The 14,200-nt window shown below is 74.5% G+C and carries 10 protein-coding genes; 5 read left to right on the top strand and 5 right to left on the bottom strand.

The window, feature by feature from the left end; all coding sequences use genetic code 11:
* Positions 1-74: 74 nt before the first annotated feature.
* Complete coding sequence (locus ABT247_RS24620) at positions 75-1,115, bottom strand: NAD-dependent epimerase/dehydratase family protein (protein WP_350745860.1); 1,041 nt, start codon at positions 1,113-1,115, stop codon at positions 75-77.
* 288 nt (positions 1,116-1,403) lie between these two features.
* Between ABT247_RS24620 and ABT247_RS24615 the strand changes: the two genes are divergently transcribed.
* Entirely contained in the window at positions 1,404-2,738 is a 1,335-nt protein-coding gene (locus ABT247_RS24615) for a DUF1254 domain-containing protein (RefSeq protein WP_350745858.1), read from the top strand.
* Between the two features lie 45 nt (positions 2,739-2,783).
* Here the strand turns inward: ABT247_RS24615 and ABT247_RS24610 are convergent, their stop codons facing one another.
* The gene (locus tag ABT247_RS24610) at positions 2,784-4,760 is read right to left on the bottom strand and encodes a BACON domain-containing protein (RefSeq protein WP_350745855.1); all 1,977 of its coding nucleotides are present in this window, start codon (positions 4,758-4,760) and stop codon (positions 2,784-2,786) included.
* A gap of 294 nt (positions 4,761-5,054) precedes the next feature.
* On the opposite strand from ABT247_RS24610, the gene radA reads away from it, so the two are divergent.
* Together radA and disA are read left to right on the top strand one after the other, a co-directional pair.
* Entirely contained in the window at positions 5,055-6,578 is a 1,524-nt protein-coding gene (radA, locus tag ABT247_RS24605; protein ID WP_350745853.1) for a DNA repair protein RadA, read from the top strand.
* Between the two features lie 201 nt (positions 6,579-6,779).
* Positions 6,780-7,838, top strand: coding sequence for a DNA integrity scanning diadenylate cyclase DisA (gene disA, locus ABT247_RS24600; protein WP_350745866.1), 1,059 nt, complete (start codon positions 6,780-6,782; stop codon positions 7,836-7,838).
* 276 nt (positions 7,839-8,114) lie between these two features.
* On the opposite strand, the gene ABT247_RS24595 is transcribed toward disA, so the two are convergent.
* Entirely contained in the window at positions 8,115-9,020 is a 906-nt protein-coding gene (locus ABT247_RS24595) for a hypothetical protein (protein ID WP_350745850.1), read from the bottom strand.
* Between the two features lie 216 nt (positions 9,021-9,236).
* Here ABT247_RS24595 and ABT247_RS24590 point away from each other — a divergent pair, with 216 nt between their 5' ends.
* Positions 9,237-10,190: an HhH-GPD family protein gene (locus tag ABT247_RS24590; RefSeq protein ID WP_502892498.1), complete on the top strand. Its 954-nt coding sequence runs from the start codon at positions 9,237-9,239 to the stop codon at positions 10,188-10,190.
* A gap of 203 nt (positions 10,191-10,393) precedes the next feature.
* Here ABT247_RS24590 and ABT247_RS24585 read toward each other — a convergent pair whose 3' ends face one another.
* Positions 10,394-11,989, bottom strand: coding sequence for an MDR family MFS transporter (locus ABT247_RS24585; RefSeq protein WP_350745848.1), 1,596 nt, complete (start codon positions 11,987-11,989; stop codon positions 10,394-10,396).
* Positions 11,990-12,210: 221 nt separating this feature from the next.
* On the opposite strand from ABT247_RS24585, the gene ABT247_RS24580 reads away from it, so the two are divergent.
* Entirely contained in the window at positions 12,211-12,843 is a 633-nt protein-coding gene (locus ABT247_RS24580; RefSeq protein WP_350745845.1) for a TetR/AcrR family transcriptional regulator, read from the top strand.
* Positions 12,844-12,907: 64 nt separating this feature from the next.
* Here ABT247_RS24580 and ABT247_RS24575 read toward each other — a convergent pair whose 3' ends face one another.
* Complete coding sequence (locus tag ABT247_RS24575; protein ID WP_350745842.1) at positions 12,908-13,873, bottom strand: M23 family metallopeptidase; 966 nt, start codon at positions 13,871-13,873, stop codon at positions 12,908-12,910.
* Positions 13,874-14,200 lie beyond the last annotated feature (327 nt).

Genomic DNA, 14,200 nt, shown 5'->3' with positions numbered 1-14,200 from the left:
ACGTCGCGGTAGCGCGGGTCGTCGGAGTTGTACGGCTTGCCGGTGACGTGGTCCCAGCTGCCGCAGGTGCGCACTCAGCCGAAGGCGGCCAGCAGTCGCTGCTCCTTCGCCGGTTCGATGCCCTGCCGCAACGCCGACCCCGGCACCCGCTTGCGCCCCTCGGCGTCGGTGTCGTCCGCCGGTCCGCGTTCGCGCAGCCACTCCCAGGTGTCCCGCGCGGTCTCGGCGAACGGGCGGCAGCGCAGCCCGGCGGCCCGGGCGCGGCTGCTGTCGACCTGCCAGATGTACTTCCACTCCGGTAGGTCCGGCGCCCAGAAGGGGAGTTCGAGCCAGGGGGCGACCTGGTCCGGCCCGTCGGCGAGCAGCCGGTCGTCCGCGACCCAGACCAGCTCGGTGTCCGGCGCGCCCGCGATCTCCCGGCAGGTCTCCAGCCACTCCCCGAAGGTCAGTCGGCCGGGCGGCGCCGTGGTGAGGAAGCGGCCGGTCGTCCCGGCCTCCAGCCGGTCGAGTCCGAAGACGGCGAAGTCCCGGACGTCGATCACCTGCATGGTCCGCTCGGGGTCACCCGGGGCGAGCACCCGTCCGCCGCGCGCCATCCGCTCCAGCCACCAGGGCAGTCGGCCGCCGCGCTCGTGCGGTCCGACCAGCAGCCCGCTGTTGAGGATCAGCGAGCGCTCGGCGCCGAAGTCCTCCAGTACCGCGCGCTCGCAGCCGGCCTTGAGTTCGCGGCCGGAGGGCTGCTCGGGCGGGGCGTCGGCGGGGCAGGGGAGCAGCTCGGCGTCCTCGTCGATCACCCGGGTGGCCCAGTCCGCGTACGCGTGCACGGAGGAGACGAAGGTGTAGTGGTCGGCCCGCTCACGCAGCAGCCGAGCGCTGAGCGAGGCCTGGGCGGGCTGCTGGGCCGAGGTGTCGACGACGGCGTCCCAGCTGCGGCCCTCGACCAGGCGGGCGACGTCCGCGGCGCTGTCGCGGTCACCACGGACGGACTCCACCCCGGGCGGATCGGCGGCGCCGAGGCCGCGGTTGAAGGTGGTGACGTGGTGGCCGCGGGCGAGGGCCTCGACGGCATAGGCCCGTCCTAGGAAGGACGAGCCCCCGAGAAGGAGGATCTTCATACCGGCCAGCCTCCCCCCGACCGCCCCACCAGCACGCTCCGATTCGCGCTGGGCAGAGCGGCCGCCCGGGTGCGCCGGTCCGCGTTGCGGCGCGGAGTGCCCGACATGCCGCCCCTCCCCGCCCCACCTAGCATCCCAGATGTGCCGATTCGTCCCTGTTTCGGCACGGAGGGCAGCGGACCGCCCCGACGGCACCGCACGGAGACGGCTTCGCACGGAGACGGAACTGCACGGAGGCCCCGCACCGAGGCCCCGCCCACCCCCGAACCGAACGGACGAAGGACCCCGATGAACCAGCCCGAGCTGGAGGCCCTGGCCGCCGACGCGTACGTCTACGGCTACCCGCTCGTCGCCGGCCTCACCATGGTCGAGCGCTTCGCCAAGGGCGGCCTGGGCACCCTCCCGGCGGCGCCGTTCAACCACTTCAGCCACGCGACCCGGCTGGCCGGCCCGGGTGACCGGTTCGTCTCCGTGAACAACGACACGATCTACTCGATCGCCCAACTGGACCTTTCCGAAGGCCCGTTGGTGCTGCACGTGCCGGACACCGACGGTGCCTACCACGTGCTCCAGTTCGTCAGCGCCTGGACGGAGAACGTCGCCTACCTCGGGCGCCGCGCCACCGGGACGGGCGCCCAGACCTGGCTGGTCGTCCCACCCGCCTGGCACGGCGACGCGCCGGACCCGGACCGGGTGATCGAGCTGCCCACCACCGTCGGCACCATCGTCGGCCGCTTCGCCTGTGCCGGCCCCGGCGACCTGCCGCGGGTCAAGGCCCTGCAGGCCGGGCTCGTCCTCGAACCACTGGAGCCCGGCGGCCTGGTCGCCGGACTGCCAAAGCCCGACCCGGAGGTCCCGGAGCGGCTCGCCTTCTTCGAACGCCTGCGGGTGTGGATGCAGGCCTTCCCGCCCGCCACTCCCGACATCGAGTACCAGCGCCGGTTCGCCCCGCTCGGCCTGCTGGACGACGGCGCCTCGCCGTACCGCGCGGCCGCCCCGGAGTGGACCCTCGCCCTCGCCAAGGGCCTGGCCGCCGGACGCGAACGGGTCGAGGACGCCACCCGCCCGCCCGAGGACCACCCGCCCGGCGAGTGGCGCTCCGCACTCCACCTCTTCGACTACAACCTCGACCACCTCGGCCCCGGCACCGTCGACGACCCCGAGTGGCGCATCCCCGACCGCCGCGCCGCCTACCTCAGCCGCGCCGCCGCCGCCCGCGCCGGCCTCTGGGGCAACCACGCCTACGAGGCCTCCTACGCGATGACCTACGAGGACTCCGACGGCCGCCCGCTCACCGGCGCCGACAGCTACACCCTCCGGTTCGAACAGCCCCCGCCCGCCGAGGCCTTCTGGTCCGTCACGATGTACTCCGTCCCGGACTACTTCCTGGTCGAGAACCCGATCAACCGCTACTCCATCGGCGACCGCACCCCCGGCCTCGTCTACGGCGACGACGGCTCGCTGACCCTCACCCTCCAGCACGACCCGCCCGAGGACCCCTCGGCCGCCGCCAACTGGCTCCCCACCCCGCCCGGCGAGTTCCGGCCCATCATCCGCATCTACCAGCCGAAGCCGCCCGTCCTGGACGGCACCTACCAGATCCCCCCGATCCACCGCACCTGACACCGGTCGGCCGGGCCGCACCGGCCGGGCCGCACCGGGGTCCGGTCAGTGCCCCGACGGCTGCGCCGGGGCGGTGCCGGTCGGTTGCGGCGACGGGGTGCCTGCGGGGGGCGCCGAAGGGGACGGCGTGCCGGTCGGCGTGCCGGAGTGCGACGGCTGCGAGGAGGGCGAGCCGGTCCCCGAGGGCGGCGGTGACGTCGGGCCGGCGCCGCTCGGCGACGCCGAGGTCGACGGTGACGCCGACGGCGAGGACGTGGCCGAGGCAGGGGCCGAGGGTGTGGGAGGAGCGCTGCTGCCGGGGCTCGAGGACGGTTCCCCCGAGGAGGACGCCGATCCGCCGCGGTTCTGCGGTCCGCCCTCCAGGGTGACCACCGCCTGGGACGGGGGCAGGGAGATGCGGGCGGTCCAGTGGGTGGCGGGTGCGAGGTCCTCGTCCACGGTGACGATCACCGTGATCCGCTGCCCCGGTGCCAGCGTTCCCGCCTCGCGGCTGAGCCGGAGCCAGCTGGCGTCCGTCACGGCGCGCCAACGGATTTCGGACGTGCCGGAGTTGGTGAGGGTGAGCACCGTGCGGCTGCCGTACTCGGCGGCCTCGACGGTGAGCAGTCCGGCCGGGTCGGCCGGACCGGCTCCCGGGTTGGTGGCCCGGTCCGCGCCGGGGGCCGGGGCGGCGACCAGGGTCGGACTGCTGAGCGGTGTCGCGCCCCGGCTCGGGACGGGAACCAGTGGTCCCTGGAAGGTGAGCCGTGGGAACCCGGGCAGCAACGTTTCTGCACCGTCCGCCCCACCGGCCCCCGCCCCCGCCAGCTCCAGCCCCGGCATCCCGGCCCCGCCGACCGCCTCCGCCGGAACCCCCGCCGCCCACGGCTGCGGCGGCCGTTGGCCGGCCTCCTGCCCGGCCTCGTCCACCCGGACCGCCGAGACCGAAGCCGCCGACCCCGGTCCGCCGCCTCCCCGGTGGCCGGCCCAGAGCGCGACCACCGGCGCCGCCAGCACCGCCGCGAGCACCCCGGTGGTCACCACCCGCCGACGCACCGCCAAGCCGCGGCCCGCGTCCGGCGCCCGGTGCCGGGGGAAGCCGCTGTGGTCGAACCGCAGCCCCGGCTCGGCGGGCACCGCGCCCCGCCGCTCCGCTGCGCGCGACGACGGCAGGTACGCCACCCCGCCCACCGAGCCACCCGTACCCGAAGGACCCGAAGAACCCGAAGGACCCGCCGGATCCGCAGTACCCGCAGTACCCGCCGGATCCGCAGCTCCCGACGACCCGGCCGCCCCCGGGGCCGGCGCCGCCAGCAGCGGCAGGCCCGACAGCCCCGCCCCGGCTCCCGCCGCGCCCTCCGCCGCCTCCCCGGCGGCCACCCGCTCCGCCGTCCCGCGGCAGGTCGGGCAGTCCACCACGTGCTGCACCAGTTCCCGCCGCAGCGCCGGCCCGAGCACCCAGTCCCGCCAGGACTCCGCCCCGGCCCCGCCGAGCCGGTCCAGTTCCGGGCAGCTGCCCACCCCGAGCACCAGCAGCGCCGCCCTGGTCCGGGCCACCTCGGCCTCGGCGGTGGCGAGCAGTTCGCGGGTCCGGTCGAACGGCAGGCCCAGCACCGCCGCCACCTCGAGCGGCGTCAGCCGGTGCCGGACGGACAGCTCCAGCGCCTCGCGCTGCTCCGGGTCCGTGCCGGCCGCCTCCGGCCAGGCGAGCGAGGCCAGCTCGCGCCGCCGCCGGGCGGCCTCGGCCTCGGTGGGTTCGGTTCCGGGTTCCCGGGCGGTCCCGTCGGCCAGCCGCCGCAGGCAGCAGTAACGGGCCAGGGAGAACAGCCAGGCCCGGACCAGCCCGGGCTCGGTCAGCCGGCCGCCGTGCCGCCGCGCGAGTTCGCCGACCTCGCGCAGGGCGTCGGTGGCGGCGTCGTGCTCGCACAGGACCGAGAGGCAGTAGGTGAACAGGCCGTCCACCTGGCGGTCGTACTCCGCCGACACGGCGGCGGCCCGCGGCCCGGGCGCGGCGCCGACAGCCCCAACAGTTCTCGTCGTCACCCGTCCGACGGTAGGGACATCGAGCCGTCCGACCCCGCGCTTCGCCGCGTATGTACTTCTTTCGGGTAACAACATCGCCCATCTGTGTGGGTCCGCCGGCGAGGTCCGGCACTGTTCGCGGCGGACCGGCGCGCTCGGTGCCGTCGCTGCCACCCGCCACCCCGTCCTCGCGGCCGCCCGCCCCGCCGTGCCCATCCCCGTACCCGTCGCCGTCGCTGCCGCCCGCCGTCCTCCCGAAGCGCCCGCCGCCCCGGCGGACCGGCGCTGTCGTACCCAGGCGCTACCGTGGGCCGCATGCCTCCGCGTTCCAAGACCACCGCCAAGCCGCGCCCGGCCTACCGCTGCACCGAGTGCGGCAACCAGCTGCCCAAGTGGGTCGGCCGCTGCCCGGAGTGCAACGCCTGGGGCACGGTCGAGGAGTACGGCGCGGTGCCGATCCGCACCACCGCCGCCGGCCCGGTCAGCGCGCCCGCCCGCCCGATCGCCCAGGTGGACGGCCAGGTCGCGACGGCCCGTTCGACGGGCGTGCCGGAGCTGGACCGGGTGCTCGGCGGCGGCCTGGTCCCCGGCGCGGTGGTCCTGCTGGCCGGCGAGCCCGGCGTCGGCAAGTCGACCCTGCTGCTGGACGTCGCCGCCAAGGCGGCCACCGACCGCCACCGCACGCTGTACGTCACCGGCGAGGAGTCGGCCGGCCAGGTGCGGTTGCGCGCCGACCGGATCAACGCGCTCTCCGAGCACCTCTACCTCGCCGCCGAGTCGGATCTCGGCGCGGTGCTCGGGCACATCGAGGCGGTCAACCCCGGCCTGCTGATCCTGGACTCGGTGCAGACCATCGCCTCGGCCGAGCTGGACGGCGCCCCCGGCGGCCCGGCCCAGGTCCGCGAGGTGGCGAACGCGCTGATCCGGGCGTCCAAGGAGCGCGGCATGGCCACCCTGCTGGTCGGCCACGTCACCAAGGACGGCCAGATCGCCGGCCCGCGCCTGCTGGAGCACCTGGTGGACGTGGTGCTCAGCTTCGAGGGCGACCGGCACGCCCGGCTGCGCCTCATCCGCGGGGTCAAGAACCGCTACGGCGCCACCGACGAGGTGGGCTGCTTCGAGCTGCACGACGAGGGCATCGTCGGCCTGGCCGATCCCTCCGGCCTCTTCCTGACCAGGCGTGACAAGCCCGTGCCCGGCACCTGCCTCACCGTCACCCTGGAGGGGAAGCGCCCCCTGGTGGCCGAGGTGCAGGCGCTGATGGTGGATTCGCAGATCCCCTCCCCGCGCCGGACGACCTCGGGTCTGGAGTCGCCCCGGATCGCGATGATCCTGGCCGTGGTCGAGCGGCACGGCGGGGTGAAGCTCGGCAAGCAGGACATCTACACCGCGACGGTCGGCGGGGTGAAGCTCAGCGAGCCGTCCGCGGACCTCGCGGTCGCGCTCGCGGTGGCCAGTTCCTCCACCGACACCCCGCTGCCGAGCAACCTGGTGGCGATCGGCGAGGTCGGCCTGGCGGGCGAGGTACGGCGGGTGACGGGCGTGCAGCGCCGGCTCGCCGAGGCGCACCGGCTGGGCTTCACCCACGCCCTGGTCCCGCCGGACCCGGGCAAGGTGCCGCCGGGCATGAAGGTGGTCGAGGTGGCGGACATCGGCGAGGCGCTGCGGGCCATCCCGGGCCGCCGCCGGGCGGCCGCCAAGCCGCGCGCCGAGGCCCGTACCGAGGTGCGTGGTGAGGCTCCGTCGGCGCCGCCGGCCCCGCGCGCGGCCCGGGTCCCGGCCTTTCCGGAGGAGCTGATGGCCGGGTGGGAGCCGCTGGACTCCGACGAACTGCGCTGACCCAAGCCCTGCCGAAGCCGCACGCAGTTAGACTCTCCCCAGTCTCATTGGCCAGAAGGCAGTACCGGAGCGGTACTGAGCGACAGAGCAACAGACCGCGGACCGGCGCACGGCGTGAGGCGCGCGGCACGGGTCGACCGGAGGAGTCACGTGGCAGCCAGCGACCGGGGGGCGGACAAGGCCTCCCGCGAGGAGGCCCTGCTGCGGGCTTCCCTCACCGCCATCGCGCCCGGTACCGCGCTTCGTGACGGCCTGGAGCGGGTTCTGCGGGCCAACACCGGCGGTCTGATCGTGCTGGGTTTCGACCGGACCGTCGAGTCCCTGTGCACCGGCGGTTTCGTCCTGGACGTCGAGTTCAGCGCCACCCGGCTGCGCGAGCTGTGCAAGCTCGACGGCGCGGTGGTGCTCGACAAGGACATCACCAAGATCGTCCGGGCCGGTGTCCACCTCATGCCGGACTCGACCATCCCCACCGACGAGACGGGCACCCGCCACCGCACCGCCGAGCGGGTCAACCGGCAGACCGGCTACCCGGTGGTCGCGGTCTCGCACTCGATGCGGCTGATCGCCATGTACGTCAACGGCACCCGCCGGGTGCTGGAGGACTCGACCACCGTCCTGTCCCGCGCCAACCAGGCCCTGGCCACCCTGGAGCGCTACAAGCTGCGCCTGGACGAGGTCGCCGGCACGCTCTCCGCGCTGGAGATCGAGGACCTGGTGACGGTCCGGGACGTCACGGCCGTGGCCCAGCGCCTGGAGATGGTCCGGCTGATCGCCACCGAGATCGCCGGCTACGTGCTGGAACTCGGCATCGACGGCCGGCTGCTCTCGCTCCAGCTGGACGAGCTGATCGCGGGCGTGGAGCCGGAGCGCGAGCTGGTCGCCCGGGACTACTTCCCGGAGCGGGCCGCCAAGAAGGGACGGACGGTCACCGAGGTGCTGGCCGACCTGGAGGCGCTGACCCACGCCGAGCTGCTGGACCTGCAGACCGTCGCCAAGGCGCTCGGCTACTCCGGCACGCCCGAGTCCCTGGACTCGGCCGTGTCCCCGCGCGGCTACCGCCTCCTGGCGAAGATCCCGCGCCTGCCCAACACGGTGATAGAGCGCCTGGTCGAGCACTTCGGCGGTCTGCAGAAGCTCCTCGCCGCGAGCATCGACGACCTGCAGACGGTGGAGGGCGTCGGCGAGACCCGCGCCCGCTCGGTCCGCGAGGGGCTGTCCCGTCTTGCCGAATCGTCCATCCTGGAGCGCTACGTCTGACCGACGCGCCTTCGGTGTACGGCCGGCCCCCGAGGAGAAACGCTTCCTCGGGGGCCGTTCGACGTTTCCGCGCCTTCCCGGCCTGAGCGGCGTCCCCCGCCTGGTCGCGTCCCCGGCCTGATGGCGTTCCCCGCTTGATCGCGCCCCCGGCCCGAACGGCCCCCGGCTTGACCGCGTTCCCCGCCCTGAGAGGGCCCCTCGGCCCAGAAAACGCCGGAGCCCCGGCCGCGCCTGCGGTCGGGGCTCCAGCGGAGGAACGGCGGACGTGACGGGCGCTCAGCCGTCCAGTCGGATCGAGGTGCGTGCGGACACCTTGTCGCCCGAGAGCCCGGTGAGCTCCGCGAGCACCACGTAGGTGCCGTTCGCCGGCGGGGTCTGGTCGGGCGTCGCGCACTGCGGCTTGCTGCGGCTGCGGTCCCAGGTGAAGGTCTCGGTCTGGCTGCCGTTGGCCGGGATCTGCACCCAGATGCTGCCCTTGTCGGGCGGGCAGTCGCCGGAGGACCAGACCCGGTCGTTGTTGTTGCCGCTGACCGTGATCACCGAGGCGGTGCGGCCCAGGTCCACCCGGCAGTTGCTGCCGGAGGAGTTCTTGACCGTCAGGGCCAGCTTCGGCTTGTCCTTGGCCTGGTACGGGTTCTGGCTGGGGTTCAGCTCCAGGGCCACCTGCGAGGAGGCGCACACCGGCAGCGCCATCACCTCGGGCGTGTTCACCGCGGGAGCGCCGCCGCCGGACCCGCCGGAGCCGGCCGAGGACCCGCCACCGGTGCCGCCCCCCGAGCCCGCCGTGCCGCCGCCTGCGCCGTTTCCGCCGCCGCCACCGGAGCCGCCCGCCCCGCCCGCGGGCGCCGGGTTGGCGCCGCCGCCGGAGCCGCCGCTGAGGCCGACGTCGCTGCCGCCCCCGCTCACCGGTCCGCCACTGCCGCCGGTGCCCCCGGTGCCGCCCCCCGGGCGCGCCGCAGGGCCGCTCGGCGAGGCGCCGGGCGTGATCGACTGCGCGGGGGTCTGGGTCGGTGCGGCCTGCGCCGCCCTGCCCGGCGATCCGTCGTCACCGCCCCCGCCCTGATCGGTCATCAGCCAGGCGATCAGGGCGATGACCGCCGCGACGGCGGCGAGCACGACGACGCGCCGACGCCAGTAGATCGAGGCCGGCAGCGGTCCCACGGGTTGACGCAGAGAGGGCACGATCAAACTCTACGAGACTGTGTGTGCCGATTGACCCACCAACACCGCACAGTCGCCCCTTCCTTCACATGATCCGCCGTTTGAGCCGTTCGAGGGAGCCACAGGAGGCGGGTCCCGAACGCTTCCGGGCCGTCGGAACGGGCGTCGGGAGTCGGCGGCCGGAATCGACTCCTCTCCTTCGGCCGCTCCCCCCGGGCATGGGAGGATCGAAGGGCCATGACAGTCATCACCGCCACCGAGCCGACCCCGACGACCACCCCCGCGACCGCGACCGCCGCCGGCGCGCGGCTGCCGATGCCCCTGCCGCTGCTGCACTCGACCGTCATCGACTGGTACGAGGCCAGCAAGCGCGACCTGCCCTGGCGGGCGCCGGAGGCGACGCCGTGGGCGGTCATGGTGAGCGAGTTCATGCTCCAGCAGACCCCGGTCAAGCGGGTGCTGCCCGCCTGGCAGGCCTGGATGACCCGCTGGCCCACCCCGGCCGACCTCGCCGCCGAGCCGGCCGGCGAGGCCGTCCGGATGTGGGGCCGGCTGGGCTACCCCCGCCGTGCGCTGCGGCTGCACGCGGCCGCCGTGGCGATCACCGAGGAGCACGGCGGCGAGGTCCCGGACGACCACGCCACCCTGCTGTCGCTGCCCGGGGTGGGGGAGTACACCGCGGCCGCGGTCGCCTCCTTCGCCTTCCGCCAGCGGCACGTGGTGCTGGACACCAACGTCCGCCGGGTCTTCGCCCGCGCGGTGACCGGCGTCGAGTACCCGGCCCAGGCCACCACCGCTGCCGAGCGCCGCACCGCGACCGCCCTGCTGCCCGACGACCCGGCCACGGCCGCCACCTGGGCGGTCGGCGTGATGGAGCTGGGCGCGCTGGTCTGCACCGCCCGCGGCCCGCAGTGCGGGGACTGCCCGCTGTTCAGCGGCTGCGCCTGGCAGCGGGCCGGCCGCCCGGCGTACGAGGGCCCGGCCCGGCGCGGCCAGACCTACGAGGGGACGGACCGCCAGGTGCGCGGCAAGCTCCTCGCGGTGCTGCGCGAGGCCCACGGTTCCGTCCCGCAGGCCCGCCTGGACGCCGTCTGGCCGGACGCCGTCCAGCGGGCCCGCGCCCTGGACGGCCTGGTCGCGGACGGCCTGGTCGAGCCGGTCGAACAGGGCGTGTACCGCCTCCCGCAGTGACGCGGCGGCGCTGCCGAGCGCCGGCCCGTAGCGACGCGGCGGCGCTGCCGAGCGGCCGTCCCGCAGTGACGCGGCGGCGCCCCGAGGAGCGGGCCGCCCCGTAGCGGCACGGCGGCGCTGCCGAGCCGCCGCACCCCGCAACGCGACGGCGCCCCCGGGAGGAGGACCTCCCGGGGGCGCCGCACCGAGCGGGCGCGCAGCCGTCAGACGGCCGCCGCCTCCAGCGAGGACTCGGCCGGCTTCTCGCCCTTGCCGGTGCCGCGCAGCGGCACCTCGCGCAGGAACAGCGCCGCGGCGATGGCGATCACGGCCACCCCGGCACCCCACAGGAAGACGGTGTGCAGGCCGTTGGACACCGCGTGGTGGTAGGCGTCCTGGATGTAGTCGGGCATCTTGCGCAGCTCGGCCGGGCTGGTCTGGCCCGGGTCCTTGGCGCCACCGGGGGGCAGCTGCTTGCCGGCCAGCCGCTCCTTCATGGTGTCGGTGACCCGGCTGTTGAACAGCGCGCCGAACAGAGCGACGCCGAACGAACCGCCGATGGTGCGGAACAGGGTGGCGGTGGAGCTGGCCACGCCCATGTCCTTGAGCTCGACGCTGTTCTGGGCGACCAGCATGGTGATCTGCATCAGGAAGCCCATGCCGGCGCCCAGCACGACCATCCAGCAGGCGGAGGTGAAGCTGCTGGTCTCGGTGCCCATGGTGGAGAGCAGGATCAGGCCGCCGGTCATCACGACGGTGCCGATGATCGGGAAGACCCGGTACTTGCCGGTCTTGGTGACGGCCTGGCCGACCACCAGCGAGACGACCAGCATGCCGAACATCATCGGCATCAGCAGCAGCCCGGAGTTGGTCGCCGAGGCGCCCTGGACGATCTGCTGGTAGAGCGGCAGGAAGACGGTCGAGCCGAACATCACGAAGCCGACGATGAAGCCGATGATCGAGACCAGGGTGAAGTTCAGGTTCTTGAACAGGCTCAGCGGCAGCATCGGCTCCTCGACCCGCTGCTCCACGTAGCAGAAGGCGATCAGCGAGGCGGCGGCGAGCGCGGCCAGGCCGAGGATCTCCTTGGAGCCCCAGGCGTACTGCTGGCCGCCCCAGGTGGTGATCAGCACGAGCGAGGTGATGCCGACGGTCAGGAGGATCGCGCCCAGGTAGTCGATCCGGGCGTTGTTGCGGACCTTCGGCAGCTTCAGGGTGGCGACGACGACCGCGAGGGCGACCACGCCGAGCGGCAGGTTGATGTAGAAGGTCCAGTGCCAGCTCAGGTGGTCGGTGATGAAGCCGCCGACCAGCGGGCCGCCGATGGTGGCCAGGGCCATCACCGCGGCGAACATGCCCTGGTACTTGCCGCGGTCGCGGGGCGGGACGAGCGCGCCCATGATCGACATGACGCCGACCATCAGACCGCCGGCGCCCAGGCCCTGGAGGGCTCGGAAGCCGATCAGCTCGTTCATGTTCTGCGACAGGCCGGACAGCGCCGAGCCCACCAGGAAGATCACGATCGAGGTGAGGAAGGTGCCCTTGCGGCCGTAGAGGTCGCCGAGCTTGCCCCAGATCGGGGTGGAGGCGGCGGTGGCCAGCGTGTACGCGGTGACCACCCAGGACAGGTGCTCGGCGCCGCCGAGGTCGCCGACGATGGTCGGCATCGCGGTGCCGACGATCAGGTTGTCGAGCATGGCCAGCAGCATCGTGACGACCAAGCCGACCATGACGAGGCGGATCTCGCGGGGTGACCGCGGCTGCTCCTCCTCGGCCGTCTTGTCCTCCGGTACCGGGCCGGCGGTCTGGGACTGTGACATGGGGTGGGGTCTCCCGGAGGGTGGTTCGGACGAGCGTCGCGCCGTGCGGCGGGTCACTTACTTGTCGCCCGGCTAGTTTATCGATCGTCGGCACGGTAAGTTGTTTCCTAGCCGGTCGTCAAGCCAGTTTTAAGACCGACCGCCCGGGCAGGGAGAATGAGCCCGGGGCGGACGCCACCCTGGGGTCCGCAGCAGTCACCGACGCAGTCATGAGGCAGGCCATGGGCACTCCGCACAGCCCCCGCAGCGACACCCGGGCTCGCATCATCGAGGTGTCGCTGGAGCTCTTCTCCGAGCAGGGCTACGAGCAGACCTCGCTGCGGGAGATCGCCGACCGGCTGGGCGTCACCAAGGCCGCGCTCTACTACCACTTCAAGACCAAGGACGACATCGTCCTCGGCATCGTCGAGCGGATGGCCGCGCCGATCGACGAGACCATCGAGTGGGGCCGCCGGCAGACCTGGAGCCCGAAGGTCCGCGACGAGCTGATCAGCCGCTTCGCTGACGGAATGGCCGAGCGGGCGCCGCTGCTGCGCTTCTTCCACGAGAACCAGCCCGCGCTGCGCGAGTCCCCGGCCGGGCTCGCCTTCCGGGACCGCATGGTCACCATGGTGCAGCTGGTGCACGGGCCGGCCGCGGAGTTCCCGGACCGGCTGCGGGCCGCGATGGCGCTGTTCACCGTGCACTCGGCGCTGTTCCTGCTCAAGCAGGACACCTCGGACTGCGCCCACGCCCAGAACGTCTGGGGCGAGAAGCTGCCGACGGCCTCCCTCGACGAGGCCATCGGTGCGGCCCGGGAGGTCTCGCTGGAGATCGGCGCCCGGATCAGCCACCCCGTCAGCACCGCCGGCTGAGCCCCGCCCGACGGGGCCGGACCACGGCGGCGCGGTCCGGCGGCGGAGCCGAACGGGACGCCCGCTAGAAGGCCGTGACGCCGTGTGCGGACAGGTAGGCGATCGGGTTGACCACCGCGCCGTAGCGGTTGCTGGTGCGGATCTCGAAGTGCAGGTGCGGCCCGGTCGAGTTGCCGGTGCTGCCGGACAGCCCGACCCGCTCGCCCGCCGACACGTGGGCCCCCGCCCGGACCGAGAGCGCGGACAGATGGGCGTACTGGGCGAAGTGCCCGTCGGCGAGCCGCAGGACGACCTCCTTGCCGTAGGCGCCGTCCCAGCCGGCCGAGACCACCGTCGCGCTGCCGACCGCCAGCACCGGGGTGCCCGGGCGGACCGCGAAGTCGACACCGGTGTGGTACCCGGCGGCGTACCCGGAGTTGGCCACGCCGTACGGGTTGCTGGTCGGCGCGTTCGGCACCGGCGCCGACCAGTCCGGTGCGGGTGCGGGTGCGGGTGCGGGTGCGGGAGCGGGAGCCGGCGCGGGCTCCGGCTGCGGCGCAGGGGCGGGTTCCGGCGCAGGCGCAGGGGCGGGCGAGGGCGCCTCGGCCGGCGCCTCGGCCGGCTCCAGGTTGGGCGCCACCGCCACGAACGCCTGCGCCGAGGCGGCGTCCGCGGGCAGCTCGTACGGGCTGGGCCCGGCCACCTGGACCACGCCCGGGTCGGGCACCGCCGCCTGGGCGGCCGTGAACGCGGAACTGCCCGGGGTGGTCGGCCGCACGGTCTGCGCCGAGGCGCTGCTCGGCGCCGCCGCCAGCAGCACGCCGGCCAGCAGCACCGCGGCCGCGCCGGCGGAGGCGACCGCGTGGTCGCGCTCGGCCCGCTGCCGGCTGCCCGGCAGGGTGGCGTGCCGCGGGACGGCGAGGGCGCGCAGCGGCGGCGCCACGTGGCTGCCGAGGGCGTGGCGGAGCCGGGGCTGCCAGGCGGCCGCCTGGGCCGCCGTTCGGGCGGCGAGCCGGCGCAGGGCCGGCCCCACGGGCGGGACGGTGGACATCGCCTGGCGTACCTCACGGTCGTGCGGGGACAGCACCGGACGCCCGGTCCGGGCGGGTGCTGAGCGGGGGAGCACTCAGCTTTAACCGGCGCCGAGCGCAGTCCCAAACCGGGTGGTGTACTACCGCGCGTAGTCCTCGCACCGGCCGGAGGCCGGAGTCGACGCACCGTTGATCATGGGCGGGAGTCGCCCCCGGTCCGGTTCGGAGGCGCCTCGGTGCGTCGCCGGCGCCGGCTACTAGGCCCGGTCGTACCCCGCCCGACCGCTGTGACCAGTGCCACCCGCGACGGGCCCCGGCCGTCGGCGAACGCCACCGGGAACGCGGCC

The sequence above is a fragment of the Kitasatospora sp. NPDC001539 genome (assembly GCF_040298565.1).
Lineage (GTDB): Bacteria > Actinomycetota > Actinomycetes > Streptomycetales > Streptomycetaceae > Kitasatospora.
Note: the sequence above shows the minus strand (reverse complement) of the source record. Positions and strands in the feature narration are given on the sequence as shown.

What these genes read in the sequence shown, in the direction of transcription:
- ABT247_RS24585 (WP_350745848.1), bottom strand. Translation starts at nt 11,989, where the DNA reads ATGTCACAGTCCCAGACCGCCGGCCCGGTACCGGAGGACAAGACGGCC.
- ABT247_RS24620 (WP_350745860.1), bottom strand. Translation starts at nt 1,115, where the DNA reads ATGAAGATCCTCCTTCTCGGGGGCTCGTCCTTCCTAGGACGGGCCTAT.
- ABT247_RS24615 (WP_350745858.1), top strand. Translation starts at nt 1,404, where the DNA reads ATGAACCAGCCCGAGCTGGAGGCCCTGGCCGCCGACGCGTACGTCTAC.
- ABT247_RS24580 (WP_350745845.1), top strand. Translation starts at nt 12,211, where the DNA reads ATGGGCACTCCGCACAGCCCCCGCAGCGACACCCGGGCTCGCATCATC.
- ABT247_RS24575 (WP_350745842.1), bottom strand. Translation starts at nt 13,873, where the DNA reads ATGTCCACCGTCCCGCCCGTGGGGCCGGCCCTGCGCCGGCTCGCCGCC.
- radA (WP_350745853.1), top strand. Translation starts at nt 5,055, where the DNA reads ATGCCTCCGCGTTCCAAGACCACCGCCAAGCCGCGCCCGGCCTACCGC.
- ABT247_RS24590 (WP_502892498.1), top strand. Translation starts at nt 9,237, where the DNA reads ATGACAGTCATCACCGCCACCGAGCCGACCCCGACGACCACCCCCGCG.